Below are 24,775 nucleotides of genomic sequence, written 5' to 3'. Positions count from 1 at the left end.
ATACCAATATGTCATTAACGACAGATAAAGCACTCGTACTTTTTTCGGGAGGTCAGGATTCTACCACATGTTTGTTTTGGGCGAAAGAGCAGTTTAAGCATGTAGAGGCGCTTGGCTTTAGGTATGGCCAAAAGCACGAAATAGAGTTAGAGCAGGCGCGCCTTATTGCTGGGAAAGCACAGGTGCCCTTTAATGTGATAGATATCAGCGGCATGTTGCAGGGGTCAGCCCTTACCGAGCATGATAAAGACATGTCGGCACCGCATGAATTGAACGAGGATCTTCCTGCTTCTTTTGTGCCAGGCAGAAACGCTGTGTTCCTCACCATTGCCATCAGCCACGCCTTTACCCGCAACATTACTGATATAGTTGGAGGCATGTGCCAGGCAGATTACTCTGGTTACCCTGATTGTCGCCGCGTGTTTATAGACTCCCTGCAAACCACTATGTCGCTGGCGCTGGATAAAGATGTGCGTATACATACTCCGCTTATGTATAGGAGTAAGGCAGAAGCCTGGAAACTGGCCCATGACCTGCAGGTGCTGGATATTGTGCGCGATATGTCACATACCGATTACAACGGCGACCGGACAACTTACAATGAATGGGGATACGGAAAGCTGGATAACCCAGCATCTATACTTCGGGCAAAAGGCTACGAAGAGGCAAAAGCAAATGGCTGGTTAGGTTAAAAGAGAGTTGGCACCATGGATGTTAAGATCGTAAAAGAGACAAAGTATAGAGTAAAGTCGGTTTGGAAAACGCTGCAGGGCGAGGGCTTGTTTGCGGGACGTCCGGCTGTGTTTGTGCGTATGGTGGGCTGCAATTTGTGGTCTGGCTACGCAGATACCCGAGAGCGGGATGCTGCACGCACAGGAGCAAGCTGCCCGATGTGGTGCGACACCGATTTTACCAAAGAAGGAAGCAAAGCCTACACAGCCTCAGAACTTGCTAAGGAAATGCGCAGCAAAGGCGGCGATATTAACTTCTGCGTTGTAACCGGCGGCGAACCATTACTGCACCTGGATGCCGCTTTAGTAGAGGCACTGCACCAGGCAGGCTTCTTTATCGCTATCGAAACAAACGGCACCGTGCCTTTGCAGGAAGCCTGCTGGAGCGAAACGCATGGCAAATTACTAGCTCCGGACTGGATCGTGTGCAGCCCTAAACTGCCACAAGAAGAGCTTACACTGGAGTATTTTGACGAGCTAAAACTTGTGCTGCCTGATTACCATCCCAAAAACTACCAGGCTTTCGCACAGCGGCAGCGATACAACGAAGTACAAAACAATCCACTGCCCTTGCTGTGGCTTCAGCCTGAGGATGGAACAAGGCTGCAGGAAGCAACGCAAATGGCAATCAACTACGCCCTGGATAACCCGGAATGGCGCGTTTCAGTGCAAACCCATAAAATACTGAACGTAGAATAACCAGGCTCAACTTAAGGGAAGGCTGCAAGTATACCATGGCAATCGTCAAAGTATAGCACATCAGGTAAGTATAAAAGTATAGGCAATGGAACTACAGGCTGGTGGACGAAAGACGAGGAGGGCTTTATGGAGTTCGAAACGTCGCAGTTGCAGCGTATTTATGAAGCCGTAACTGCTAAATACCACCAGGTTTACAACCAGTACTTGGATGAGTTTGACGACGACGAGGCCTATTACAAAGCATTGGAGGATGGCTGCGAAATGGTAACAGACTACAAAACCATTGACGGAACCCAGCAGTTTGCCACAACCTATATCACACCGGATTTTGTGGCTGATATCTGGTACAATGTGGACAAAGAGACTGGGAAGAAAGTATACGATAATGGCTTTATCCGAATTAGTCGTAAGTAAAAATCTCCATGGGTTTCATGCAGCATCCAGCCGTTAAATAACAAGCTTCAAAAATTCAAGTAACCATAACTTGGAGGTTAAAACCAGAGTCTCTTCTGATCATTTTATTTTCATGGCATAATTATGTCGTTGCTATACCTGTACTAAAACAGTGAAAGGTTAAATTTTCTTCGAAATAATTAATAATCGGTAAATTCAAGAGTCAAAAAAGATAAAATCTTCTCTTCATTTTATAATCCTCTTATTGCCTGAACTATGAAATTGTGGCTGAACCCTTTAACTGCAGATCTTATTTAGGTTTTTAAATTTTAATAGGATTAATAGTACTAATATTTGTGCATCTGAAAAATGCTAACTATATTTTTGAACTGAAACTATAGTAAAAAGGAATATTTTAAATCAGAGTGAAATAAGTACTTCTATTACTAATAAATATGCTGCATCTGTTCTGAAGTAGCTGTTAATTTTTCTGTTTTTGATTGACTGTGTTAAAGCAGTTTTCCTGTATGCTATGCGAAGGTGCGTACAGCAAGGCGGTATCGCTTTGCTGTATAAGTATTTGAGACACTATTACCTATACTACAAATGAAGCAAATTTACAAAAATGTTCCTCAGTTCTTGAGGGGAGCATTTACTTTACAATACTTTTCTATTTCATTCAAAAAGAGTATTACCTATTTTGTTGTACCTTTTTTCGTTACAGCCTTATCCTGCCTTCCAGCTTATCCACAACTAAATAACCATACTCCTGTTGCAAGCAATGTTGTGGCAAACACCATAACGACTATAGGGCGACAAGCTATAATTGCGCCAATCGCTTATGATGCTGAGGGGCCAATTCCTTTATTCTCTCTGACTAGCGTGCCAGGCGAAGGGAAGTTATACATTGGGAGCAGTGGGGGAAGTGCTCTTGCCGCTGGTGGTACGCTTACTGCTGATGAAGCCTCCAATCTGTATTATGAGCCGCCAACCTCTATAGATTTGCTGTTATTACGAGTCCTAAAGTCAGGTATTTATACTTTTACCTTTAGAGCTACAGACAGTGATGGGGCTGTCTCTAATCCTTCCACCTATTCTATACCTGTAGGTAGCTTATATGCTCCTTCTACTCCTACTCCTGCTACTGTTATGTCGCAATGGATGCTGAACTCAGGTGGCGAGGTACAAATCAACAGCTTAAAGGCAACAGGCACAGCGATTGGAAGTTATAGGCTTACCAGCATTCCGCCCTCTGCAGAAGGTGTGCTTTATACTATAAGCTCAGCAACCGGTTTACAAACAGCAATCACAGAACTACCTGGAGGTTACCAGGAACTGACAGTGGCAGAAGCCGAAAATCTATGGTTTGCTCCAGTTACAGAGTTTAAAGGAACATCAACATTTACTTATACAGCTCGCAGTACCACAAGTAGTACCAATTCTGAGAACGCATCTTATTATGTCCCAGTAGTATCTGAATCTGATGTAGAGCCGCTGCCCGTAGAGTTGCTTCGTTTCAGTGCCAATAGTCTGAATAACGGTAATGTATTATTAACCTGGGAGACAGCCTCAGAAGTAAACAATGCCTATTTTATAATAGAAAGAAGTACCGACGGACAAAGTTACGCAGCAATTGGAAAAGTAGATGGGAAAGGCAATAGTAACAACCTGCAGAAGTATATGCACAAAGACGTTATCTTGAGCAGCGGTATTTATTACTATAGACTAAAGCAAGTTGATTTGGACGGATCTTTTATATACAGCAAAATAGTTGCAGCTAATGGAGTGGTTAACCCAACTGATAAAGTTGTTATTTACCTGAACTCCTCCAGAGGAAATCTAACTGTTAAAGTAAACACTATGGCATGGGGGACCATATCAGTTCAGGTTCTCGATGTGCAGGGGCAGGAAAATCTACGTAGAAAAAGGGGTTGAAGTAGGCGAAAATCTTGTGGATCTACAATTAAAAGAAATGAGTGCAGGGCTTTATTTGGTGCGGGTAGAAGGAGAAGAGTTTAGTATTACGAAGCGTATACTCTTCAGGCTATAAAACAATTGGTTTATCTGTTTGCTACCTAACCTACTTAAAAGATGATATGCTAAACCCAGCAGGCCACATCCAAAGCACTATAAGCCCCCCAGCCAGCACGATTCCAAACAAAAGCGCTACCCTTACAAATACCTTTTTGTTCCCCAAAAAGCCAACCAGTGCGCCTTTAAATACTAAGTTCGATAAAGCTGCTACCAGTATAACCTTCCATCCGCTTTGCTCCTCCAGGTTTCCGATGTTCATGAGGCGTGCAGTGGATAATGTTATGGCATCTACATCGGTAAGGCCGGAGATAATGGCTACAATAAATAGCCCTTTATTGCCTAGTTGGTCTTTAGCAAAAGCAGTGGCAAGTATAACAATGGCATAGATAAGTCCAAAAACAAGCGCAGTTTTAAACTGGGCAGGATTGCCCTGCGCGGGCATAATATCATGTTCTTTGTTGCTGAACATATACGTAATGCCGCCTATCAGTAGCATCAGTATTAACAGGGCAGCAAGCGGCGGTAAAACAACAGTTAAAGCCGCTGGAGCCACAACGGCTACCTCAGTAATAATACGGACCACAGAAACAATACTGGCAATAAAAATAACAATGGCCGCCAGGCTAACGCTGGTGTCGGCACCTTTGCTGCGGCGCGCATAACTAACTGTGGTTGCTGTGCTCGATATCAGCCCGCCAAGAATGCCCCCGAGAATAATGCCCGCCCTGCCTCCGAATATCTTATAGGCAAAGTATCCCAGCAGGCTTATCCCTACAATCAGCACGACCATCAGCCAGATATTATGCGGATTCAAAACTTCATAAGGACCGTAAGTTTCGTCGGGCAATACCGGTAGTATAACCAAAAGTATAACCACAAATTGCATGATCGCTTTCAAGTCTTTTTCGCCGATGCGTTCTACAATGCGGTGCAATGTTTCTTTCAGGTGCAGGAGAACGGCGGTGGTGGCTCCTATGGCAATGGCAACAGCACCACTGCCCAGCATAATGTAAGCGCCTACCACATACATCAGGAGGGCGGCTGCCTCAGTAGTTAAGCCCGGATCAAAATGGGGGTTTTTTCTCTTTAGAATGTTTGCAATGGCGACAAGCAAGGTCAGGCTAAGTAAGCCGGCCGCAATAACCCATCCGCCAAATTCCTGCGAAAGCAAAGCTGCAACGGAACCAAAAAGTGTGATAAGCGGAAATGTGCGAATGCCGGCTAGTTCAGACTTTTCGTGCTGCCGCTGTAGTCCCACGAGTAAACCCAAGCCAAGAGAAATAGCTAATTTCTGGAAGAGCTCTGTCTCCATAATGTAATGTTTATGCGCTTAATTTACTGCCATAAACGATAAAAGTATAGCCATGGCTATACTTTTATACTTATATTAGATATAGGGCTAAATGTGATGCAATTACAGCTGGCTTTCCTGAAGCAACGTGCTGCTCAGGCGTTTCAACTCTGTCTCAGCGGTTTTAGCTTCATACTTTATGTCTATCAGGCGATTTTCTGCTATAAGCTGGTTTCGTTGCGCCTCGCGCAACTCAATAGCCGTAAGCAAACCCAACCTATAACGTTCTAAGGCAATGTTCGCATTCTCCTGGGCCAGTTTCACGTTAGACTCTTCCAGTTCGAGTAGTCTTAACCGGTTGGCGTACTGGCTATAGGCTCTGGCTACTTCAGACTGCAGGCGGTTCTGTTCTCTTTGCAATTCCAGGTTGCTTGTTTCTAATGAAATTCGGGCATTCTGTGCCTGACGATTAATATTAAAGCCATTAAAAATAGGGAGGCTTAGGGTTAAGCCATAGTTGTAGCCATAGTTTCTGTTAAACTGCGCCTGGAATTCATTTAGCGGCTCGGCCTCAGAACGTGAGAAGTTATACGCGCTTGTAACCCCTACAACAGGGAACCGACTCGCTCTTACAGCTTTAACATCCAGGCTGGCAATATCGCGGTTCAGCTGCAGGCGCTGTAACAACGGATTGGCAGCGAGTAAACCATTATCAACCTGGCTATAGTTAAGCGTGTGGTCTACCTGTATGGAGTCTGTCGGAACAAAAGCTATGTTCGGTGCACGGCCCAGCAACTGGTTCAAGTCTATTTTGGCATTTTGCAGTGCCTCTTCCTGCCTGAGCAGGTCCGAACGGTCTGCATTGTAATCTACCTGTGCCCGAAGTATCTCTACCTTTGCGCTAACGCCTACCTCATATTGCGCCTGTGCCAGGTCTATGCGTTGCTGCGAAATGGCTATGGCATCCTGCAAGGCCTGAATTCTGCGGCTCTGGCGTACCACTTCAAAGTATGCATCAGAGATATCAGCTACAGTGTTTTCTACAGTTTGTCTCGTAAATAACTTCCCTGATTTTTCCAGTGCCCTCAGCCTGTCTAACTCAATGAACATGCCCATGCCATCGAAAATGGTCCAGTTAAGGTTTACGCTGGTGTTTATGTTGTTAAAGCTGGCCCCGGAACGCACAACCGGCGGTCTGGCCTGGAATTCCTGCCGGGAGTTATTCTCGCTGAACAAACGGGTTGCCCGGCCATCAACTGCCGGCAGAAAACCGGCATTCCCGAGGGTTACGTTATTGGCTGCAATATCGTCCTGCCTGTCGGCAATTCTGATATCATAGTTCTTTTCCAGTCCGATACGGATAGCTTCCTGAAGCGACAGTTGCTCCTGGCTATACGAGGTTACAGGCAAAAGCAGCGCTGCCATGGTTAGCAGTAGCGCTGCAACTTTTAATGGAGACATTAATCGTTTGTCCAAAATTGGTTCTTAAACGGAAAGTTTCTTTATACTTTATTTGCTAAAGGCAGGCTCTGGCTGCTGCTTTACTTTTGGTGCTTCCTCTTCGTCATTGTCCTGCATGCGTGCTACGTTGGCCTCTGCAGATGAGAAGTATGAATAAACAGCCGGAATTACATAAAGCGTTAAACCAGTTGAAAAAATAAGGCCTCCTACTACGGCAATACCCATCGACACCCGGCTTTCTGCACCAGCACCTAAAGCCAAAGCAATAGGCAAGGTACCAAGTATAGTTGACATGGATGTCATCAGGATAGGGCGGAAACGCTGTACGGCTGCATCAGTGGCTGCCTCCAGCTTGCTAAGGCCTGCTTCTTTGCGCTGGTTGGCAAACTCCACAAGCAGGATACCATTCTTGGTCACAAGGCCCACCAGCATGATCATACCGATCTGGCTGAAGATGTTAAGCGTTTCGCCAAAATACCAGATGCTTAGTAAGGCTCCTGCCAGGGCAAGCGGTACTGTAAACATGATAATAACCGGATCTCTGAAACTCTCGAACTGCGCCGAGAGCGCCAGGTAGATCAGGCCAAGGGCAAGTATAAACGCAAATAGCAAACTGCTGGAGCTTTCTGAGAAGTCACGTGACTGGCCTGCCAGGGATGTCTGGTAAGTTTCGTCGAGTACTTTATCGGCGATGGTCTCCATTGCAGTGATACCATCGCTGATGGTTTTTCCTTTTGCAAGCGAGGCACTGAAGGTAGCAGAAGCGAAACGGTTAAAACGGTAAAGTTGCGGTGAGGCACTTTCTTCGCTCAGCTCTATCAGGTTATCCAATTGTATTAACTTGCCCTGGTTGTTTTTTACATAAAGGCTGCGCAGGTCAATCGGTGCAGAACGGTTTTCGCGGGCTACCTGGCCTAATACCTGGTACTGCTTTCCGTCTTTTATAAAGTAACCAAAACGTTGACCGCTAAGCCCTGCCTGTAGTGTTTGCGCCACATCGCGTACGCTCACACCCATGGCCTGTGCCTTTTCACGGTTGATGTCAACGCGCAGTTCAGGTTTATTAAACTTCAGGTTAACATCTACAAAGCCAAAAGTTGGGTCCTGTCGTGCTTCATCCATTATCTGCGGAATAATGTCACGCAGTTTAGAGCCATCCGGCGACTGTACCACGAACTGTACCGGTTGTCCCGATCCGCGTCCGCCGCCAAGGCCTTTGTCTCCTGAGCCAAAAGCACGGGCACCGGTTAGCTGGTTAGATAACCTTCCGATCTCGTCCACGATCTCTTGCTGTGTCTGGCTGCGTTTTTCCGGGTCAACTAATCTTACACGTAAGAAGCCGGAGTTAGAACCACCACCACCAAAGCCCGGAGAGGTCATGGCTACCATATTGTCAATGCCTTTAATGGAATCGTTCACAAGTTGAGTTAACTCACTCATGTATTCATCCATAAACTCATACGACGCACCCTCAGGACCAGTAACACTTACACGCAGCCCGCTTCTGTCTTCATCCGGCGAAAGTTCGGATGGCAGTGTTTTCATGAACATGAAAATAGCGCCAGCCGATACAACAACGATGATAAAGGCAACCCAGCGAACACGCATAAAGCTTTCAAGGCTGCTTCTATAGCCATCTGTTAAACCGGTGAAGAATGGCTCTGTTTTCCGGTAGAACCAGTTTGGCCTTTCGCGGTGCTTTAGCATGCGCGAGCACATCATCGGAGTTAGCGTAAGCGAGACAAAGGATGATATGATAACAGAGCCTGCCACTACCAAACCAAACTCACGGAACAGTCGGCCGGTTATACCTTCCAGGAAAATAACGGGCATAAATACAGCAGCCAAAGCCACTGTAGTAGAGATAATGGCAAAGTATATTTCCTCTGAGCCTTTTTTGGCAGCCTTCATCGGTTCCTGCCCATTCTCTATCCTGGAGTAGATGTTTTCCAGCATTACAATGGCATCATCCACTACCAGACCAATAGCCAGTACGATACCCAGCAATGTTAGTACGTTAATGGAAAAATCCATCAGGTACATGATAAAGAACGCACCAATCAACGATACCGGAATAGCAACTACAGGTATAACGGTAGAACGCCAGTCTCTCAGGAACAGGAAGATGATGATTACCACCAGTCCGAAGGCTACGAAGATGGTTTCTTTTACCTCGGAAATAGAGGCCTTGATATACTTGGTATTGTCGAAACCGATAACTACTTCAATGTCTTCGGGTAAGTCTTTCTTGATCTGCTCCAGGCGTACATAAAACTCATCTGCTATCTCTACCTGGTTAGAGCCCGGCTGCGGTATAAGCACCACACCCACCATTGGTATACCATCGCGGCGAAGTATGGATTTCTCGTTTTCTGGGGCAAGCTCAGCATGGCCGATATCGCTGAAGCGGATAAGGCGGTCTGCATCTTCGCGAACAATTAGCTGGTTAAATTCTTCAGGAGTAGAGATACGGCCCATGGTACGAACCGAAAGCTCTGTAGTGGCACCTTCAATTCTACCGGATGGCAGCTCCAGGTTTTGGCGGACCAATGCATTCTGCACCTCGATAGGGGTAACCTGCAGGGCAGCCAGTTTATCAGGGTCAAGCCACAGGCGCATGGCGTAGCGTTTCTCGCCCCATATATCCACAGAACTCACGCCCGGTATGGTTTGTAAACGCTCTTTAAATACGTTCTGGGCAATAGCAGAAATATCCAGCAAATTACGGGTGGCACTCTTAATACCCACAAATATGATCGGGTTCGAGTCTGCGTCGGCTTTGGAAACAGTAGGAGGGTCTGCGTTGTCAGGGAGCCTGCGCTGGGCACGGGCCACACGGTCACGTACATCGTTTGCTGCCGCCTCCATGTCTACGCCCAGGTTAAACTCTACGGTAATGTTGCTACTTCCCTCGCGGCTGGAGGAGGTAAGCGTACGGATACCCGCAATACCGTTGATAGATTCCTCGAGCGGCTCTGTGATCTCCGACTCAATAGTTTCGGAGTTAGCACCTGTATAGCTCGTGGATACGTTTACGATAGGCGGGTCTACGCTTGGGTATTCGCGCACACCCAGCATGGAGATGCCAATGATACCGAACACGACAATCGTGATACTCATCACAATTGCCAGCACCGGTCGTTTTATACTTATGGATGATAAGCTTGCCATACTTTTTCTAGATCAAAAATAAACTGCGGATGGGTTAATAAGCCAAAAGAGCCTCTGGCATCGTTACATCCAATAACTATTCTCCTGACGATTTTACACGTCGGATGGTCAGGTCAGAACCTGGACGCGCCTGCAGCACGCCAGACTGAATAATGGTATCGCCGGGTTGCACACCCTCCAGAATCTGGATAAGGGTTTCGGAACGTTGCCCGATTTTAACCATTTGCGGTACTGCTTTGCCACCTTTTACCAGGAACAGCTTGTGCCCAGCTGCCTCAGGTATGATGGACTCTGTTGGTACAAGTATAGCTTCCTCTACTTCTTTAAGGCCAATGTTTATTCTCACAAAAGCACCCGGCCTTACTTCCTCGTTCGCGTTTGCATAAAGGGCACGTACCTGCAGGGTTCGCGTAGTAGGGTCAATGTTAGGCTGAATCGCATAGATCTTGGCTTCATAATTCTCAGGGCTGCCCTCAGCTGTAAATGTTATTTTATCGCCTTCCTTTATCATCTGGCTGTAACGGCCCGGAATAGCGAACTCTATCTTAACAGGGCTAACATCAACAATGCGTGCAATAGGAGTAGTGGCAGTAACATAGCTGCCTTCACTTACCTGGCGCAGGCCAACCACACCGTTAAACGGCGCACGAACATACGCTTTATCGAGGGTGGCTCTTAGTGCCTGTATGTCTGCTGTGGCAGTAGCCAGTTGGTTGCTTACCTGGTCATACTCCTGTCTGCTGATGTAGTCTTTCTCCAGCAGGGTGCGCTGGCGTTGTTCCATATCGCGGTAAAGCTTCTGGTTAGACTGCAGCTTCTGCAGCTGAGCCTGCATCTCAGCGGCATTTACAGTTAATAACAACTGCCCTTTGCGCACACGGCTGCCTTCCTCAAAGTTAATATTGGTTACCCGGCCAGCTATCTCGCTGCGTAACTCCACATCCTCGTTTGGTAATACTGTACCTGTCGATACGATTTTGTTCTGATAAGCTGTTGGCGATACCACGTACACATCTACGGCCACTTTCTGGGCCATTGGGCCTGCGACGCCTTGTGCCACTTGTTCTTCGCCAGTAAATATTTTTGAATAAAGGAGGTAGCCTACAGCCACAACTGCTACCAGAATTAGTATGGATTTGACAGGTTTACTCATCTGAGTTTTTTCCGGGTTTTTATGTATAGTTCTAAATGCTAAAGCCTTAACAAGGCTAGTAGCGTATGGTTCGTACTTAGACAGTCTAAATAGTAAAACGTTTAAAATTACTAACTTGGTAGGTATAAGAAAAACATGTACACTACATCCTCTGCAAACAGGTATTTTAGCACGACAAACAGTTAGTTTCTGTGTTTTAACAGTAGTACAGCGAAATTAGTCCCGTTATGAGCGAAAACAGTACGAAGCGAAATTTTTTCGAAGATGTGTATGAAGTAGTCAAGCTGATACCTAAAGGCAGGGTGACGTCTTACGGTGCCATTGCCAGTTACCTGGGGTCTAAAGGCTCTGCGCGCATGGTTGGCTGGGCATTGATTGCCTCGCATCCTTTTACCAAAATACCGGCACACCGTGTAGTAAACCGTATCGGGATGCTAACAGGTAGCCAGCATTTTGATGAGCCTAATGCCATGCAGGAAAGGCTGGAGCAGGAGGGAGTAAAGGTAGAGAACAATCAGGTGGTAGATTTTTATAAACTGTTCTGGGACCCGGCCAAGGAGCTGATTTAAGTTAGAGAGTTTTGGAGTTAAAGTATAGTAAACCGAAGCAAAGTATACTTACCTGCTTTCCAGCAATTCCTTCAGCTTCTTCAGGTCTTTTTCGTTGGCCCGCCGCATCGCTGAAGCCATAAAAGGAGAGAACAGTTTTGAGAAACCTGAAGGCTCTCCTGCATTTCTTAACGTCATTCGGGTCTGCCCATTTCCAAGGTCCTCCCAGGTATAAGTGGTTTCCATAGGAAAGGGACCCTGCACAGTTCGCATCATCAGTTTTTGACCGGGCACATACTCTACTATCTCATAAGTATAAGCAAGCTCCCGGCCCAGAAATTTGGCAATAAAAGCTATTTGTGAACCAACCTGCAAGGGCTTTGGTGTTTTCCATTTCACAGCCTTGATGTTCACATACCACTCTGGTGCGTTATCCGGGTTGGCTGCATAAGCTGCCACCTCATCGGCAGGACGTTGGATAATAGTTTCGGTAAGTATATTAACGGCCAACGGTTAATTACAATATTCTATTTTTACATCAGGAGTGTCGTCTGTAGTGTTACTGCCAGGGTAGATAGCTAATACCCAAGTGCCATATTCAAAATATTCAACATAATCCCATGTATGTTGTCCGTTGTAGATAGATGAATTGTAGTCCCAAGGAAGTACTAACTCCCATTGGTCTGACTTGTCTCTTTTTATATAAAAGTTCTTGATGTAACTGTTTGCTGGCAGGTAAGAAAAAACATTAGATATGCTGATCTGAGTGTACCAGGGGTGGGTCCATTTTAAGTCTTTAATGATTACTTCTTTATTCGCAGTGGTACAGGTAGGCTCAGCAATAGTAACCTTTACCGTATCTGCCGATGATACATTATAGGCATTGGTCACAGTTAGTTCGAATTCATAAACACCAACTTTCACAAGCCTGTCTACAAATGTTTTAGGCTTATCAGAGGTGCCATAATTTATTGTTTCCTGCTGAGAAGGGCTTTTTATCAATTTCCATGTATAAGAAACAATGCTACCTGTACTTGCTTTACCATTTAGGGTATAAGTGCTAAAAGGAACATGAATGGTTGTATCGTTGCCAGCTTGGGCGACTGGTGCTACATTACTAACAGGTGGTGGAGGTGGAGGAATGGAAGGAGGCGGCGGATTAGGTGCAAAGGGCGGTGGAACAATTGTCTGACCAGGTTGAAGAGGGCTGACAGCGTCATCTTTTGAGCAGGCTGCAAGTATCAACAAGAAAATGAACACTGTCATTGTCAAGGAATGAAATCTCTTTTTCATAAACCTTGTAATTAAATCTAAATAGGTGCATGTAATGTACAGTTAAACTAGGTACAGATCTTTGTTTTGATGTGTAACTCACTTGTAAGTTCCTTTAAGTATGTACGGCCTTGCTGCAGGTAATCTTTCCTTGTATCAGGATATTTAGCAGAGATATTAAAACAGGAGGTGAATTTACAATTGACTTTACTTTATTAACTCAAGTTGGGTAATACATCTTATTCAATAGCACAGCTCACGGAAAGTAAATTCTATAGCATACAAATAGACCTATTTTAGCTTGTAATTTCACCCAGTTAATTTTAGCCGTGGCACCTATTATTCAAAATATTTCTAATATTTAAATTGGGCTGTTTTAGACAATATTTTATTTGTTAGGGGTAGAGAATAACCAGGTGGTGGAGTTCAAAAACTGTTCTGGGATCCGGCGAAGGAGTTGCTGGAGCTTGAGAATTCAAAATCCGGGGTTGCTGTACTTACTGCTTAATGTTGTATGCGATAGGTACGAATATGGTGACCAGCAAAAATGCCATAGCCATTCTGTATGTGGTTATGTACTGTGGTAGGTGAGTGTGAAAAACTATCAACAGTAGCCTGCTTAGTAAGCGTTCTTACATAGTGGTAATAATCAGGACTAGCCTGCGCTATGTTGAAGTATAGAAGTTTGCCTTTCCCAGGGTATCCATATCGTACTTTTAGTGTAACAGACTTGCCATCTATCAATTTATCGCTGAAAAAATAGAGCCAGCCTAAGCTGAATTCATGCTCTATAGGCGCCTCAAAGTTTATACTAGTGTAATGTTTAAAGGCCTGGTTATTATAATAACTGGTATCATTGTGAAAGGCGCTAATAAAATAATAGTTCTGTAAGTCCGGCACGTCATTCAACACAAATGTTAACTCTACTTCACGTGAACCATCAGAAGTATTAATTATTTTACCTCTAAGGTTGCTAACAGCAGGCTTGCCTGGAGCAAACCCTGTGGCTTGAACTTCAGGGTAACCTGGCGCAGAAGCTTTGAGTGTGTAGTGCTCTAATTCTTTTGGCGTGCTTTCTTCGGCGTTATACTTTCCATTTCCTGTATGAGTCAGGTTGTACAAAAGTCTATCGCCTTGGTACACTCCAACTGTTGCATGCTGTACCTGCTCATAGGGCTCACTGGAAAGAGCATTCTGACTGCCGCTAATATCAATGCTCCAGGTGCTATCCGGGTTAAAGATGCCGTTTATTACAAGGCGTTGCTTATGCTCAGGTAGTTCAAGTTCTATCACATTGGTACAGTTCCACAGCAAAAGTGCAGAACTAAACAAAAGGCATAGGTTAAATGTGCTCTTTCTCATGGTTGTAATAACTAGAATTTGAAGCCATAACTAAAGGAAGGCAGAATTGGGAACAGGGAAGTCTGATACAGGTAGCGTTTGCGTGAAGAGCTGCTACCATCATTGCCAGTACTCTCCCTGCTGTTTTCACTTAGCTGCAGGAAGTAAGGGTTTTGCCGGTTGTAGGCATTGTACACTGATAAATTCCAGTAACGCTCTCCCCATTTTTTCTTTTTTGTGTGGGTTAGGTTTAGGTCCAGACGGTGATAAGAGGGCATGCGGTAGTTGTTCCGCTCTCCCACATGGTCCACGTTAGCGATGTAAGGTGAACTTGAGCCAGGCTGGTCTTCAAATTCATTGTAAGCTTTATAGCGGGTCAGAGGGAGGGTCGTAACATAACCTGTCCGGTAAATCCAGCTTCCCCCGACGCTCCACTTCTCATTAAACTGGTGGTTGATAATCACAGAACCACTATGCCGGCTATCGTAGGTGTAGGGATATTTCTGATTAAAGTTGATGCTGTCGAGCTGGCGCCACGACCAGGCTAGGGTATAGCTGACCCAGCCTGTCGTTTTACCTTGCCGTTTACGCAACATCCATTCAGAACCATAGGTCCATCCTCTGCCGCTAACTACTCGGGTTTCGTATGGTGGGGCAACAAAATTAGCGAAATTGGTTTTAGGCCCACTTCGCATAAAGTCCGTTATAAAATCTGCACCATCTTTGAATTCAGCTACATCCTTCATCTCTTTATAATAGAGGTCCGAGGTAAGCTCCAGTTGGTCCTGCTTTAGTAGTGCAGCTGCCCCTAAGGTGACCTGCCATGAACGCTGCGGCTTAACCTTATCGGTGGCAGGTGCCCATACATCGGTAGGAGTGCCTGTAGATGTATTGCTTAGCAGGTGCATGTACTGCGCCATGGTAGCATAGGAGCCCCTGATGCTAAATCCTTTTGGAAATGTATAACCCAGGCCGAGGCGCGGCTGCAGTGACGTAAAAGTCCGGCCATTTACAGTGAAACCTGAGAAATGTAGCCCCAGGATTGCCTGTAGACGCTCGCTTAACTGAATCTGGTCGTCTGCATAAGTATAAAACTCATGAGCCATTATTTTTGAAAAGGAATCTGATGTGAGCGTTAAGGTATCAGTCTGCAGTAGAACAGATTCCGGTCTGAAGTTATGGTAGGTATAGCTGGCTCCAAACCGCATTTTATGTTGATTTGAGGCTGCAAAATCAAAATCTGCCTTGGCTCCCCAGTCTTTTATACTGGAGGAGTAGTCTACTACCCGTGATGTAATATTATCAGGCTGATTTCGCTTCACTTCACTGAACTGGTTGAAACTGTAGCGGCTGTGTGTAAGGGTAACATTGCTGAACAACCTTGGGCCAAATACATGGTTCCAGCGCAGAGCGCCAGTTGTATTACCCCAGTGCATCTTAAAATTTTGCACCTCACTCTCCAATAGGCGTTCAAAAGTGTAGTTGTCGGCAAACTTGTCCTGCCCTCCATACAGGCTGAGATATACTCTGTCTCTAGATGAAAAAGTATGGTTTATTTTGGCGTTCAAGTCACCAAAATTATAACGCGGTATTGACTCCCCGCTCATGGCTGCTGCAGCCATCGCCAGCAGGTCGAGATAGGTACGGCGGCCTGCAATCAGAAAAGAGGTTTTATCATTTTTAATCGGGCCTTCCAGAAGTAGTTTAGAAGAGATAAGCCCGATAGCCCCTTCGCCTGCAAAGTGCTTATTATTTCCTTCTTTTAGCTGCACATCTATCACCGAAGATAACCTGCCGCCATAAGGGGCAGGAAACCCACCTTTGATCATATCCACATTCTTAACGGCATCAGGGTTAAATACTGAAAAGGTGCCTAATAAGTGCGATACATTGTATACAGGCACTCCATCAAGCAGGATCAGGTTCTGGTCAGGACTGCCGCCACGCACGATGAGGTCAGAGGAACCTTCTCTGCCGCCCTGTACTCCTGGCATTAGCTGGAGTGCTTTTACGGCATCGGACTCTCCCATAAAGCGGGGCAACTGCTTTATCTCTTGACTGCGCATAGAAAGGCGGTTTGCCTGCTGCAGGTCAGTTATTTTTTCAGCCGTTACTGCTACCTCGCTAAGGTTATTTGCTTGCGCCTGCAGTTTCCATATAATGACCGTGTCCTGGGTTAGAGGTGCAAGTTTTACCTGCAGCGGTGCATATCCTAAATAGCGGATCTGGAGCTGTGGCTGCCCTGCGGCCGTTTGTAAGCTGTAAAAGCCATAGGCGTTACTGGAGGTGCCTGTTACACCTTCTGTTATGGTGGCACCTGCCAGGGCCTCGCCAGAAGCCTCATCAATCACATGTCCGCTGATAGTATACCACGCTTTCTCTTTTTTATCAGCCAGTGGTTTTGCAGGTTGCAGGACAATTTGGCTCCCAATTAGGCTATAGCTCATATTAGTGCCGCGCAACAACTCATCCAGCACATGGCGCAGCTGTCTTTGCCCGGTTTGCAGGTTTACTTTTCGCTGCAAAGGCACCAGGTTATTGCTGTACGAGAAGCTGATCTTATACTTCTCTGAAAGTTCTGTGAGCACCTCCTGAATGGTGGCATTACGCTGGTGTACCGTCACCTGTTGGTCCAGCACTGAAGTCTGAGCCAGTACAGAAAGGGCAAAGGCAAGCCACCCCACGCTAAAGCATAGTAAAAATTTACTCATCGGCTAATAAATCTGTTAAGTTTGTTATTTGCAGCCCTGTCCGGTCAGGGAATAACCCTGCTTATCCTGCTCAATGTATTTTAACTGCATGGTTGCTGCCAGCACTTGTAAAACCTCCTCCAGTTCAGCTTGCTGAAAAGTACCTGTAAAGCGACAGGTGCCTAACGTACCGTTCTTTAACTCTATTTCTGTGTCATAATATCGCTCCAGGATGGGCAGTATATTTCTTAGTTCTTCATTTTGGAATTGTAGTTTCTCTGTTTTCCAGGCCCATACATTTTCTCCCGCAATCGCTTCTTTTCTTAACTCGTTGCTCAGAGTATTGAGTTGTGCCGCAAAGCCTGGTGTTACAATAACTTCGTTTCTTTGCTTCCTCGAACTAAAAGCAACTTTTCCTGTTGCCACAGCTAATTCAACCAGCGGTTCATCCGGATAGGCCCGCAAGTTAAAGGAGGTGCCTAATACCTTAGTCCGTGCTTCATTTGAATGAATAATAAAAGGCCGCTCCACATCACGTTTTACATCAAAGAATGCTTCACCCTCTAACTGCACTTTCCGTTCATTCCCATCAAAATCTTTATCATAAATGAGCTTACTGCCTGTGTTTAGCCATACCTGGCTATTATCTGGTAATACAACTGCTATTCGCCTGTTACCTGATTCCACTACCTCCATACCAAAGTGTGGGAAGAGAAAGTACTTGGCCAGCCAAAATATACCAATCAACAAAATAACAGAAGCAGCCACACGCCAGACATTGTGGTACATCGGGATTACTTTAGCAGGTTGCTTATCTACCAGCTGGCTTTTTACTTTTTTCCAGGCTGCTTCTACGTCTGTGTCATCTACGTCTGAAGGAGGTGTTAACTGCCAGAGGCGTTTTTGCGCCTGGTATTCAGCCTCATGTTCCGGCGACTCTGCTAACCAATCCTGGAGTTCCTGTAGCTCTGACGCACTGGCCTTGCCGGCTAATTGTTTAGTTACAATGTCCCAATATTTACCCTCCATATCTGGTAGCGCTTGGTGTATTAAAGTTTGTTTCTAGCTTGGAGGCTTTCGCCAGGGGCACCTTATAGTTCGTGTTATTCATATAGATGACAGGTGAGAGTTGCTTTACCGCTAGTCTCTCAGGAAAAAAAGTGAAAATAAATTTCAGATAGTGCCATAGACATACTCAGGAGTACTTTCCGCAGTATGGCAAGCGCTTTTTTAATATGGTTATCAACGGTGTTAGGGGAGATGTTAAGGAAGTTCGCAATTTCTTTATGGGTCATTTCTTCATAACGGCTCAATAGAAATACTTTCTGGCACACAGGGGGCAAAGCCTCTATTGATTGTTGTATCTTTTGCTGGAACTCCTGATCAAGTATTTCCTGCTCAATGCTGTTGCCTGCTTTAGACTGCAACTCCAGGTACTGTGCGTTTATTTCTAACCGGCGTTTCTGGCTGGTGGAATAGTTTAGTGCTTTATTGATTACTGCAGTGTAAAGATAAGCTTCAGGCGTATCTATTACCTGATACTCTGCATTGTTCCAGTAGTTTACAAATACCTCCTGTACAAGGTCTTCCGCAGCTGCCATGTCATTTGTGATGCGGCAGGCCCGGCTGCACAGCTTTTGATAATTACTCCGGAAGAGGCTTTCGTATGCTTTAAGTTTGTTCTGCTCGTCAGGCATAATGCCATGTTAAGGGTGGTATGGTGCATAAAAGTATAGAATTTTTAAATGTCGAAGCCCCGTTCAGAGTGTTTTTTGTTCTTGTAAAGGTGAATTAAAGTTTAGTCCGATCCTGTAGTATTTAATGATTAAGAGTGCTGAAGCTTAAGGAACCCGCGTCTGGGCAGTTAGACAAGGCATTTTATTGAAGTGAAGCATGGCCAAGCTAAAGGATACTGCAACTGGTAAAGTAACGCGTGAGATTTTTTGCTGCTGCTAAACTCAGGCACGGGTATCAGGACCATTCCTCAAAAGCTGTTGGACCTGCAATTGCTGTTTCCTGGCTAATTTTTGCAGTTACCTGTCTAAAACAAAGTATAGCACACTAGCACACAGCAGTATAAAGTATAACTTTGTAGTATGGAGATAAAGTTGGGTACAGCAAGTGCCATAGAGCCGAGAACCTGGAGTTTGCCGGAGGTGCGTAATATTACGCAGAACCGCTTGTTGCTGCACGTGCTTTTCTGGGCAGCCTATGTGCTGTTTTTTGGATTACTTTATGGCAGCTACATAGACGACTACTACAATGCTTTTATGGTGGAGCTGGTAGAGCTTCCTTTTAAAATGCTGTTGGTATACTTTAATATGTACTACCTGATGCCGCGTTACCTGCTGGAGAAGCGCTACCTAGAGTTTGTTGTATACCTTTTGCTGATGATGGGAGTCATTACATCGATAATGCAGTTTGTGCTGCTACCGTTTCTGATCCACCCGCTCTTTTGCCCTACTACCTGCACCAAAGATAATCTTACGCTTTACCGCTTTATTAGAAACGGAGTAAACATAAACTATGTAGTTGCCATAACAGCGGCAATTGCCCTGCTTAAGAACTGGTACCGGCATCAGAAAGCCGCCCAGAACCTTACGCAGGACAAACTGGAGGCCGAGCTTAAAGTGCTTAAAGCCCAGATCCACCCGCACTTTTTGTTTAACACGCTTAACAGTTTGTACTCGCTTACTCTAAAAAAGTCTGATAATGCCCCGGAGGTAGTACTTAAGCTATCCAGCCTGATGGACTACATGCTTTACGATGCCAACGCCGCCAAGGTGCCGCTTGAGAAAGAACTGGCTTACATAAAAAACTACCTGGCCCTGGAGCAGATGCGTTACGGAACAAGGGTAGATGTGCAGTTTACAGAGTCGGGAAGTATAGCAGGCAAGCAAATTGCGCCTATGTTGTTGCTGCCATTTGTAGAGAATGCCTTTAAGCACGGTGTTACCACCGAAACCGAAAACGCCTGGGTGCGCATAGATGTAAAGGTAACAGACAATGAGCTGGTGTTGCTGGTAGAAAACTGTAAGTGCAGTGTAAAAGCAAGCAGCAGCACCCGCGACATGGCTTCCGGTATAGGTCTTAAGAACCTGCAGCGCCGCCTGGAACTCCTTTACGATGGCAAATTTGAGCTGGAGATAGAAGACGAGCCAGACAGCTATTCTGCAAGGCTGGAGGTCATACTTGATTAAGTATAAACCTACGTATAAAAATTATATCTCGGAACATTGGTAACAACTTAGCCCTGGTTAACCTTAAAATAAAAACTATGAAAATTAAATGCATGATAGTAGACGATGAGCCGCTGGCGCTGGATGTGCTGGAAACGTTTATCGAACGGCTGGACAACCTGGAGTTGGTATGCCGTTGCAATAACGCCGTAGAGGCTTATAATTGCCTGCAAACCCACGATATAGACCTGCTTTTTCTTGATATCCAGATGCCAAAGCTAACTGGCATTGATTTTCTGAAAACCTTATCTAACCCTCCTAAAGTTATTTTTACCACTGCCTACCGCGACTACGCCCTGGAAGGCTTTGAGTTAAACGTCGTGGATTATCTGCTTAAACCCATTTCATTTGAGCGGTTTTTGAAGGCCGTTTCTAAAGTAAGCACCTTTGAAGCTACAAAACCGGCCAGCACGACTACTCCTGCCACTTCATTGGCCGGCACTACCACTACAACCGACTACAAAGAGGCTTTTATTTACTTAAAAGCTGACAAGAAAATGGTGAAGGTCATGCTTGCTGATATACTTTACATTGAGAGTCTGAAAGACTACATCCGGGTAAAAACTGAGGGTAAAGAAATTATCTCATACCAAAAAATCTCCTTTCTGGAAGAAAAGCTGCCAACAGATAAATTCCTGCGCGTACACCGGTCTTTTATCGTAGCCCTGGATAAGATACAGGCTTTCTCAGCTACTGCCGTAGATATTGGCAAAACCGAGATCCCGATTGGCCGCTTTTACAAAAACGAAGTGCTGCAGGTACTGGGCAAAAACAACCTGCTCGAAGCGTAGTTGGCTGAATTATGAATGTTGAATTATAAATTAAGAGTTAAGGGAAGTTTAGATTTATACTTTGATTACCTAAATTGGTAGGTATAAGCAAAACTATAGCAGTCGTTCAGAAGTATAGTTTTCTGCCATACCACCATTCATAGTTAATAATCCAGCATTTATAATTCCTGAAAGTGTACATCTCCAAAAAGAAACTGTTTTACTCCATCTCGAAAGGGCTGCGCAAGTACCTGCATAACTACGACCGCGAAACACAACTGCCGGTAAAGTATGAAGACCTGCTGCATTACTCCGATGCATTTCCGTACTACGATAAGCAGGGGCACGACACGCTGTGGGAGTCGGTGATGTTTGACCAGCAGGCCCAGCAGGAGCTTAACCGTGGGCTTACCATGATCTACGCGTTGCTGAAAACAGACGGAGATATGTCAGTGATGGAGCACTTGTATGTGTCCAGGATAGATTACTGCACCTTTGGCAACTCCAACCCGTTCAGGGTGCAGATCATGAACCAGCTGAACGATAACTACGATTATTTTTATGTTAAAAAGGCCGATGCCTCTCGTGTATATGGTCTGGAGCTGGAGCACATCTTGTCGCCTAACCGCATTAACTACTTAGTTGACGGCGACTCTCTGATAGAAGAACACATTGCAGGTATACCAGGCGATGCTTTTATAAAAGATTACCTGAACCGGAAGAGCGCTAACAAGGTGCGTATTGCCAAAGAGTTTGTAAAGTTTAACGAACGCTGCTTTATCCGTTTGCTAGGCGATATGCGCTCTTATAACTATGTAATAGATGTAACCCCAGACTTTGAGGACGAGCAGTATCGGGTGCGCCCCATCGACTTCGACCAGCAGTCTTACGAAGGCAAGAAAACCATGTACCTGCCACAGTTTTTTAAAGACAATAATGTGATTGTAGAGTTGGTGCTAACGTTGCTTAAACCTGATGTGGTAAAGCAGTACCAAAACGAAGAACGCACGCTTATTTTTCGTAGACTTAAATCAGCGCGGTACCGCTTAAAGGACCTGATAGACTGTATGCGCCAGGACACCATTTCGACTCCCGAAAAAATTGAACAGCTAAAACAAGAGCTGGCCGAACATCATAACTCCAAAGAGTTTCTAAAGTGTAAATGTATGGGTGACCTGGTTCGCCTTAACCTTAAAACCATACTCGTAAAAGTGCCGAAGATGGTGTGAGGCAATTAATAACCACCAATTAAAGCCTTTCCAAATCCGTTCTGGTGCGCTCGTTGTCTTGCAAATTGCCGGTGTTTACGGTGCTTGCAGGTTCAAACATCAGCACATCGGCTTCAACAGGGGCTACAGGTTTGTGTTCTACGCCGCGCGGTATCACAATACACTCTCCAGGATTTAACACTACCACTTTATCGCGCAGATGCATCTCGAACTGGCCGCTTATAACCAGGAAAAATTCATCTTCGTGCTCGTGGTGATGCCATTCAAACGCACCCTTAAACTTGGCCAGTTTTACCTGCTGGCCGTTTAATTCTCCTGCAATTCGCGGGTTCCAGTAATCCTGAATCAGGCTGAATTTCTCTGCCAGACTTACCTTTTCTATACTTTCCATCGGGATGATCATTAATATCAGTTAAATTTATTTGGACTTATTCTAAATAGCATGTAGCTTTGTGATATTAAAAGCAAGCAGCTACAGCTAAGTTAAGACACAAGATGCATACATCTATTCAATTAACCGATATTTATACTTCAGAAGCAGGGGCAGTTTACCAGTGCGACCGCCGTAACAGGCTTATAATTGATTTTGCCGGAGAGCTTACAGTTTTAAAAGTAGATGCTTTTCTGCGTTTGAAAACTGCTGTTGAAAGTATAGATCTGGTTGAAATGGCTGGAAGTACATCCCGTGCTTCAGATTTTGAGATTATATCAGTTTGTGGTTGCGACAAATGCTACGTACTTACGCTGCCGCAGCTGTATGCCTTTAAAGAATTGCTTGCGCAGGCTAAATTTGCACTTGACCTGAACAGTATGTTGCACGAATGCCTGTATACACAGATGGCTTAAAATTAAACTTTACTTTCCTATTTCAGCACAGCCCAACCTCTGTGCCTTTTTATTTAGACTACTTCCATATTTTGACTCAGTAGCCGGATTTAAAACAATTCTCTGTATTTTGGGTATGTATAAGGAGGCCCATTTTACAAGAGCCTGCCAAATCTAATCTAAAAACTACCCTAACCCAATGAAGGATTTACTCAGACTAAGAACATCACTTACCGAGGATATAGAAAAAGCCCTGAACGACCAGATCAAAATGGAGGCAGAAGCTTCTGCAATGTACCTGGCTATGAGTAGCTGGTGCGACCGCAACGGCTTCGATTTCAGTGCTGGCTATTTTAAGAACCAGTCGGATGAGGAGCGTGAGCATATGCTGCGTTTGTTTAAGTATGTGTCAGATATGGGAGGCCGCGCTGTTTCGCCGGATATTACTGGTGTGCAGGTAGAGTTCGAGTCTTTCAGAAGTGTATTTGAGCAAGCCCTGCAGCAGGAAATTTCTGTAACGCAGTCGTTTAACCGCATGGCTGATAAGTGCCAGAAAGCAAAGGATTATGTTACATTCACGTTTCTGCAGTGGTTCCTGAAAGAGCAGATTGAGGAAGAGTATGTAGCAAGGCGTGCCCTGGAACTGTTTGAGATAATAGGCGAAGAAGGAACCGGGCATTATGAGATTGATAAGCGCGTACCGAAGATCAAGTACGAAGATACCTACGAAGGTTAACAACGTTATAATTGCTTAAAAGTATAAAGCCTTTGGTTTCGCACCAAAGGCTTTTTTTATAGCTAGAATTTTTCGGCGGGAGGAGTCTTTTTCAAGATATACTCTTCAAAAGCCTGCTTTGCCTGCTGATCTGTGACGTGGTGCATCCAAATATTTTCAGGCTGAAAACACATAACTGGGGCAAAGTCGCAGCGATCAGTGCAGTCGGTTTTGACTATTTCAACGCTTCCCTTCAGGCCTGCATCCTTTATCATGTTACGCAGCGTTTTACCGTTTTCTTTGCCGCCCTTTTTTTTGCACTTGCTGCCTGTGCACACATAAATTACTTTATCTGGAGTTTTAAATGATTTGCTCATGAGGTTTAGTACGGTATTACATAGCTCTAAAGCCTAAAACAGGAAAAAATGTTTCCTGATAACTTTAATTAGAAGTATAGGCTATCGCTTTAACCTAAAACAAAGACCTGGTAAGTTTACTTTTCACAACTGCCCAGCCATTGTTTTGCATCGTATATATCTTTAAAAATACGCATTTGAAACTGGCCGTTAACTCTGTTAAGCATGTCAGTGGCAGCTGCAGCAGCAAAAGCGTCCTGGTCTACTACGTGAGCAAAACATTTTAATCCGGCCTCAACAGCGCGTGGCATCCATTCCTGCTCAATCCAGTCTACTGCCTGGTCCCAGGGACCAACTAATTCTCGGTTATCGTTTAAAGTATGCGGTGCTTTAAATGTATCTATAAAATGCAGCACAGCCATTGCGCCTTGCCTAACGTTTTCGAGGCTTAAATATCCAAGCCAATTATTATGCACGCACCTGTTTTTTTCATCATAGGTAATGGTAAGGTATACTTTACCGGTAGATGATTTTAATTCCTGGTGTTTTGCTGTGTACTCCATTATCTGTGTTTGATAATCAAATATACATTTTTTTCAGGACAGTTAGCAGGTTATAAAAAAGCCTTAAGAGCATTAGGCATAGGGCTATGATAAAGTATAAACTCCGTCTGATTGAGAGGCTTGTCTCGGCTTTGGAAGTGGCTTGTGGGATACAAAATATAGGCAACTTACTAGAAGCTATCTCAAAAATACCTTAGCATGATTTTCATGCAGGCTAGCAGGACAAAGGCGAGATAGTTTTCAGCCTTGTGCTCATGCCTGACCAATGTTCTTCTAAAGTTGAATAGCCAGGCA

23 protein-coding genes are annotated in these 24,775 nt (G+C 44.9%); 10 read left to right on the top strand and 13 right to left on the bottom strand.

The window, feature by feature from the left end; translation table 11 throughout:
- Positions 1 to 8 precede the first annotated feature (8 nt).
- The 4 genes from queC to K0O23_RS04620 all read left to right on the top strand — a co-directional run bounded on the left by queC (position 9) and on the right by K0O23_RS04620 (position 3,758).
- Complete coding sequence (gene queC / locus K0O23_RS04635; RefSeq protein ID WP_219876235.1) at positions 9 to 692, top strand: 7-cyano-7-deazaguanine synthase QueC; 684 nt, start codon at positions 9 to 11, stop codon at positions 690 to 692.
- Positions 693 to 707: 15 nt separating this feature from the next.
- Positions 708 to 1,430 carry a 7-carboxy-7-deazaguanine synthase QueE gene (locus K0O23_RS04630; RefSeq protein WP_219876234.1) on the top strand — a complete coding sequence of 241 codons (723 nt, stop codon included), beginning with the start codon at positions 708 to 710 and terminating at the stop codon, positions 1,428 to 1,430.
- A gap of 126 nt (positions 1,431 to 1,556) precedes the next feature.
- Entirely contained in the window at positions 1,557 to 1,844 is a 288-nt protein-coding gene (locus K0O23_RS04625; RefSeq protein ID WP_219876233.1) for a hypothetical protein, read from the top strand.
- 765 nt (positions 1,845 to 2,609) lie between these two features.
- Positions 2,610 to 3,758: a hypothetical protein gene (locus K0O23_RS04620; protein WP_219876232.1), complete on the top strand. Its 1,149-nt coding sequence runs from the start codon at positions 2,610 to 2,612 to the stop codon at positions 3,756 to 3,758.
- 145 nt (positions 3,759 to 3,903) lie between these two features.
- Here the strand turns inward: K0O23_RS04620 and K0O23_RS04615 are convergent, their stop codons facing one another.
- The 4 genes from K0O23_RS04615 to K0O23_RS04600 form a co-directional block, all read right to left on the bottom strand.
- Positions 3,904 to 5,169: an MgtC/SapB family protein gene (locus K0O23_RS04615; RefSeq protein WP_219876231.1), complete on the bottom strand. Its 1,266-nt coding sequence runs from the start codon at positions 5,167 to 5,169 to the stop codon at positions 3,904 to 3,906.
- A 102-nt stretch (positions 5,170 to 5,271) separates the two neighbouring features.
- Positions 5,272 to 6,609: a TolC family protein gene (locus K0O23_RS04610; RefSeq protein ID WP_219876230.1), complete on the bottom strand. Its 1,338-nt coding sequence runs from the start codon at positions 6,607 to 6,609 to the stop codon at positions 5,272 to 5,274.
- A 48-nt stretch (positions 6,610 to 6,657) separates the two neighbouring features.
- Positions 6,658 to 9,780: an efflux RND transporter permease subunit gene (locus K0O23_RS04605; RefSeq protein ID WP_219876229.1), complete on the bottom strand. Its 3,123-nt coding sequence runs from the start codon at positions 9,778 to 9,780 to the stop codon at positions 6,658 to 6,660.
- Between the two features lie 76 nt (positions 9,781 to 9,856).
- A complete protein-coding gene (locus K0O23_RS04600) occupies positions 9,857 to 10,933 on the bottom strand; it encodes an efflux RND transporter periplasmic adaptor subunit (protein ID WP_219876228.1) in 1,077 nt (358 codons plus the stop codon).
- 227 nt (positions 10,934 to 11,160) lie between these two features.
- On the opposite strand from K0O23_RS04600, the gene K0O23_RS04595 reads away from it, so the two are divergent.
- Positions 11,161 to 11,502: an MGMT family protein gene (locus K0O23_RS04595; RefSeq protein ID WP_219876227.1), complete on the top strand. Its 342-nt coding sequence runs from the start codon at positions 11,161 to 11,163 to the stop codon at positions 11,500 to 11,502.
- Positions 11,503 to 11,550: 48 nt separating this feature from the next.
- Here K0O23_RS04595 and K0O23_RS04590 read toward each other — a convergent pair whose 3' ends face one another.
- The 6 genes from K0O23_RS04590 to K0O23_RS04565 all read right to left on the bottom strand — a co-directional run bounded on the left by K0O23_RS04590 (position 11,551) and on the right by K0O23_RS04565 (position 18,481).
- Complete coding sequence (locus K0O23_RS04590; RefSeq protein ID WP_219876226.1) at positions 11,551 to 11,991, bottom strand: SRPBCC family protein; 441 nt, start codon at positions 11,989 to 11,991, stop codon at positions 11,551 to 11,553.
- Positions 11,992 to 11,994: 3 nt separating this feature from the next.
- Complete coding sequence (locus tag K0O23_RS04585; protein ID WP_219876225.1) at positions 11,995 to 12,774, bottom strand: PKD domain-containing protein; 780 nt, start codon at positions 12,772 to 12,774, stop codon at positions 11,995 to 11,997.
- A gap of 483 nt (positions 12,775 to 13,257) precedes the next feature.
- Entirely contained in the window at positions 13,258 to 14,115 is an 858-nt protein-coding gene (locus K0O23_RS04580; RefSeq protein ID WP_219876224.1) for a DUF4249 domain-containing protein, read from the bottom strand.
- A gap of 11 nt (positions 14,116 to 14,126) precedes the next feature.
- Positions 14,127 to 16,805: a TonB-dependent receptor gene (locus tag K0O23_RS04575; RefSeq protein WP_219876223.1), complete on the bottom strand. Its 2,679-nt coding sequence runs from the start codon at positions 16,803 to 16,805 to the stop codon at positions 14,127 to 14,129.
- Between the two features lie 24 nt (positions 16,806 to 16,829).
- A complete protein-coding gene (locus K0O23_RS04570) occupies positions 16,830 to 17,813 on the bottom strand; it encodes a FecR family protein (protein ID WP_219876222.1) in 984 nt (327 codons plus the stop codon).
- 119 nt (positions 17,814 to 17,932) lie between these two features.
- Positions 17,933 to 18,481, bottom strand: a complete 549-nt coding sequence (locus K0O23_RS04565; protein WP_219876221.1) for an RNA polymerase sigma-70 factor — start codon at positions 18,479 to 18,481, stop codon at positions 17,933 to 17,935.
- Between the two features lie 399 nt (positions 18,482 to 18,880).
- On the opposite strand from K0O23_RS04565, the gene K0O23_RS04560 reads away from it, so the two are divergent.
- The 3 genes from K0O23_RS04560 to K0O23_RS04550 all read left to right on the top strand — a co-directional run bounded on the left by K0O23_RS04560 (position 18,881) and on the right by K0O23_RS04550 (position 22,022).
- Positions 18,881 to 19,984 (top strand): sensor histidine kinase, encoded by a 1,104-nt coding sequence (locus tag K0O23_RS04560; protein ID WP_219876220.1) that lies wholly within the window; start codon positions 18,881 to 18,883, stop codon positions 19,982 to 19,984.
- A gap of 77 nt (positions 19,985 to 20,061) precedes the next feature.
- Entirely contained in the window at positions 20,062 to 20,814 is a 753-nt protein-coding gene (locus K0O23_RS04555; RefSeq protein ID WP_219876219.1) for a LytR/AlgR family response regulator transcription factor, read from the top strand.
- Positions 20,815 to 20,987: 173 nt separating this feature from the next.
- Positions 20,988 to 22,022: a hypothetical protein gene (locus K0O23_RS04550; protein WP_394371679.1), complete on the top strand. Its 1,035-nt coding sequence runs from the start codon at positions 20,988 to 20,990 to the stop codon at positions 22,020 to 22,022.
- 19 nt (positions 22,023 to 22,041) lie between these two features.
- On the opposite strand, the gene K0O23_RS04545 is transcribed toward K0O23_RS04550, so the two are convergent.
- Positions 22,042 to 22,425 carry a cupin domain-containing protein gene (locus K0O23_RS04545; protein WP_246596936.1) on the bottom strand — a complete coding sequence of 128 codons (384 nt, stop codon included), beginning with the start codon at positions 22,423 to 22,425 and terminating at the stop codon, positions 22,042 to 22,044.
- A gap of 92 nt (positions 22,426 to 22,517) precedes the next feature.
- Here K0O23_RS04545 and K0O23_RS04540 point away from each other — a divergent pair, with 92 nt between their 5' ends.
- Both K0O23_RS04540 and K0O23_RS04535 read left to right on the top strand, forming a co-directional pair.
- Positions 22,518 to 22,868 carry a hypothetical protein gene (locus K0O23_RS04540; RefSeq protein ID WP_219876218.1) on the top strand — a complete coding sequence of 117 codons (351 nt, stop codon included), beginning with the start codon at positions 22,518 to 22,520 and terminating at the stop codon, positions 22,866 to 22,868.
- 178 nt (positions 22,869 to 23,046) lie between these two features.
- On the top strand, positions 23,047 to 23,583 hold the full coding sequence (locus K0O23_RS04535; RefSeq protein WP_219876217.1) for a ferritin: 537 nt from the start codon (positions 23,047 to 23,049) through the stop codon (positions 23,581 to 23,583).
- 62 nt (positions 23,584 to 23,645) lie between these two features.
- Here K0O23_RS04535 and K0O23_RS04530 read toward each other — a convergent pair whose 3' ends face one another.
- Together K0O23_RS04530 and K0O23_RS04525 are read right to left on the bottom strand one after the other, a co-directional pair.
- Positions 23,646 to 23,939, bottom strand: a complete 294-nt coding sequence (locus K0O23_RS04530) for a (2Fe-2S) ferredoxin domain-containing protein (RefSeq protein ID WP_219876216.1) — start codon at positions 23,937 to 23,939, stop codon at positions 23,646 to 23,648.
- A 116-nt stretch (positions 23,940 to 24,055) separates the two neighbouring features.
- Complete coding sequence (locus tag K0O23_RS04525) at positions 24,056 to 24,481, bottom strand: STAS/SEC14 domain-containing protein (RefSeq protein WP_219876215.1); 426 nt, start codon at positions 24,479 to 24,481, stop codon at positions 24,056 to 24,058.
- Between the last annotated feature and the right edge of the window lie 294 nt (positions 24,482 to 24,775).

This window comes from Pontibacter aydingkolensis, assembly GCF_019443125.1.
Lineage (GTDB): Bacteria > Bacteroidota > Bacteroidia > Cytophagales > Hymenobacteraceae > Pontibacter > Pontibacter aydingkolensis.
The sequence above is the reverse complement of the archived record's forward strand: the minus strand, read 5'-3'. Positions and strand labels throughout refer to the sequence as shown.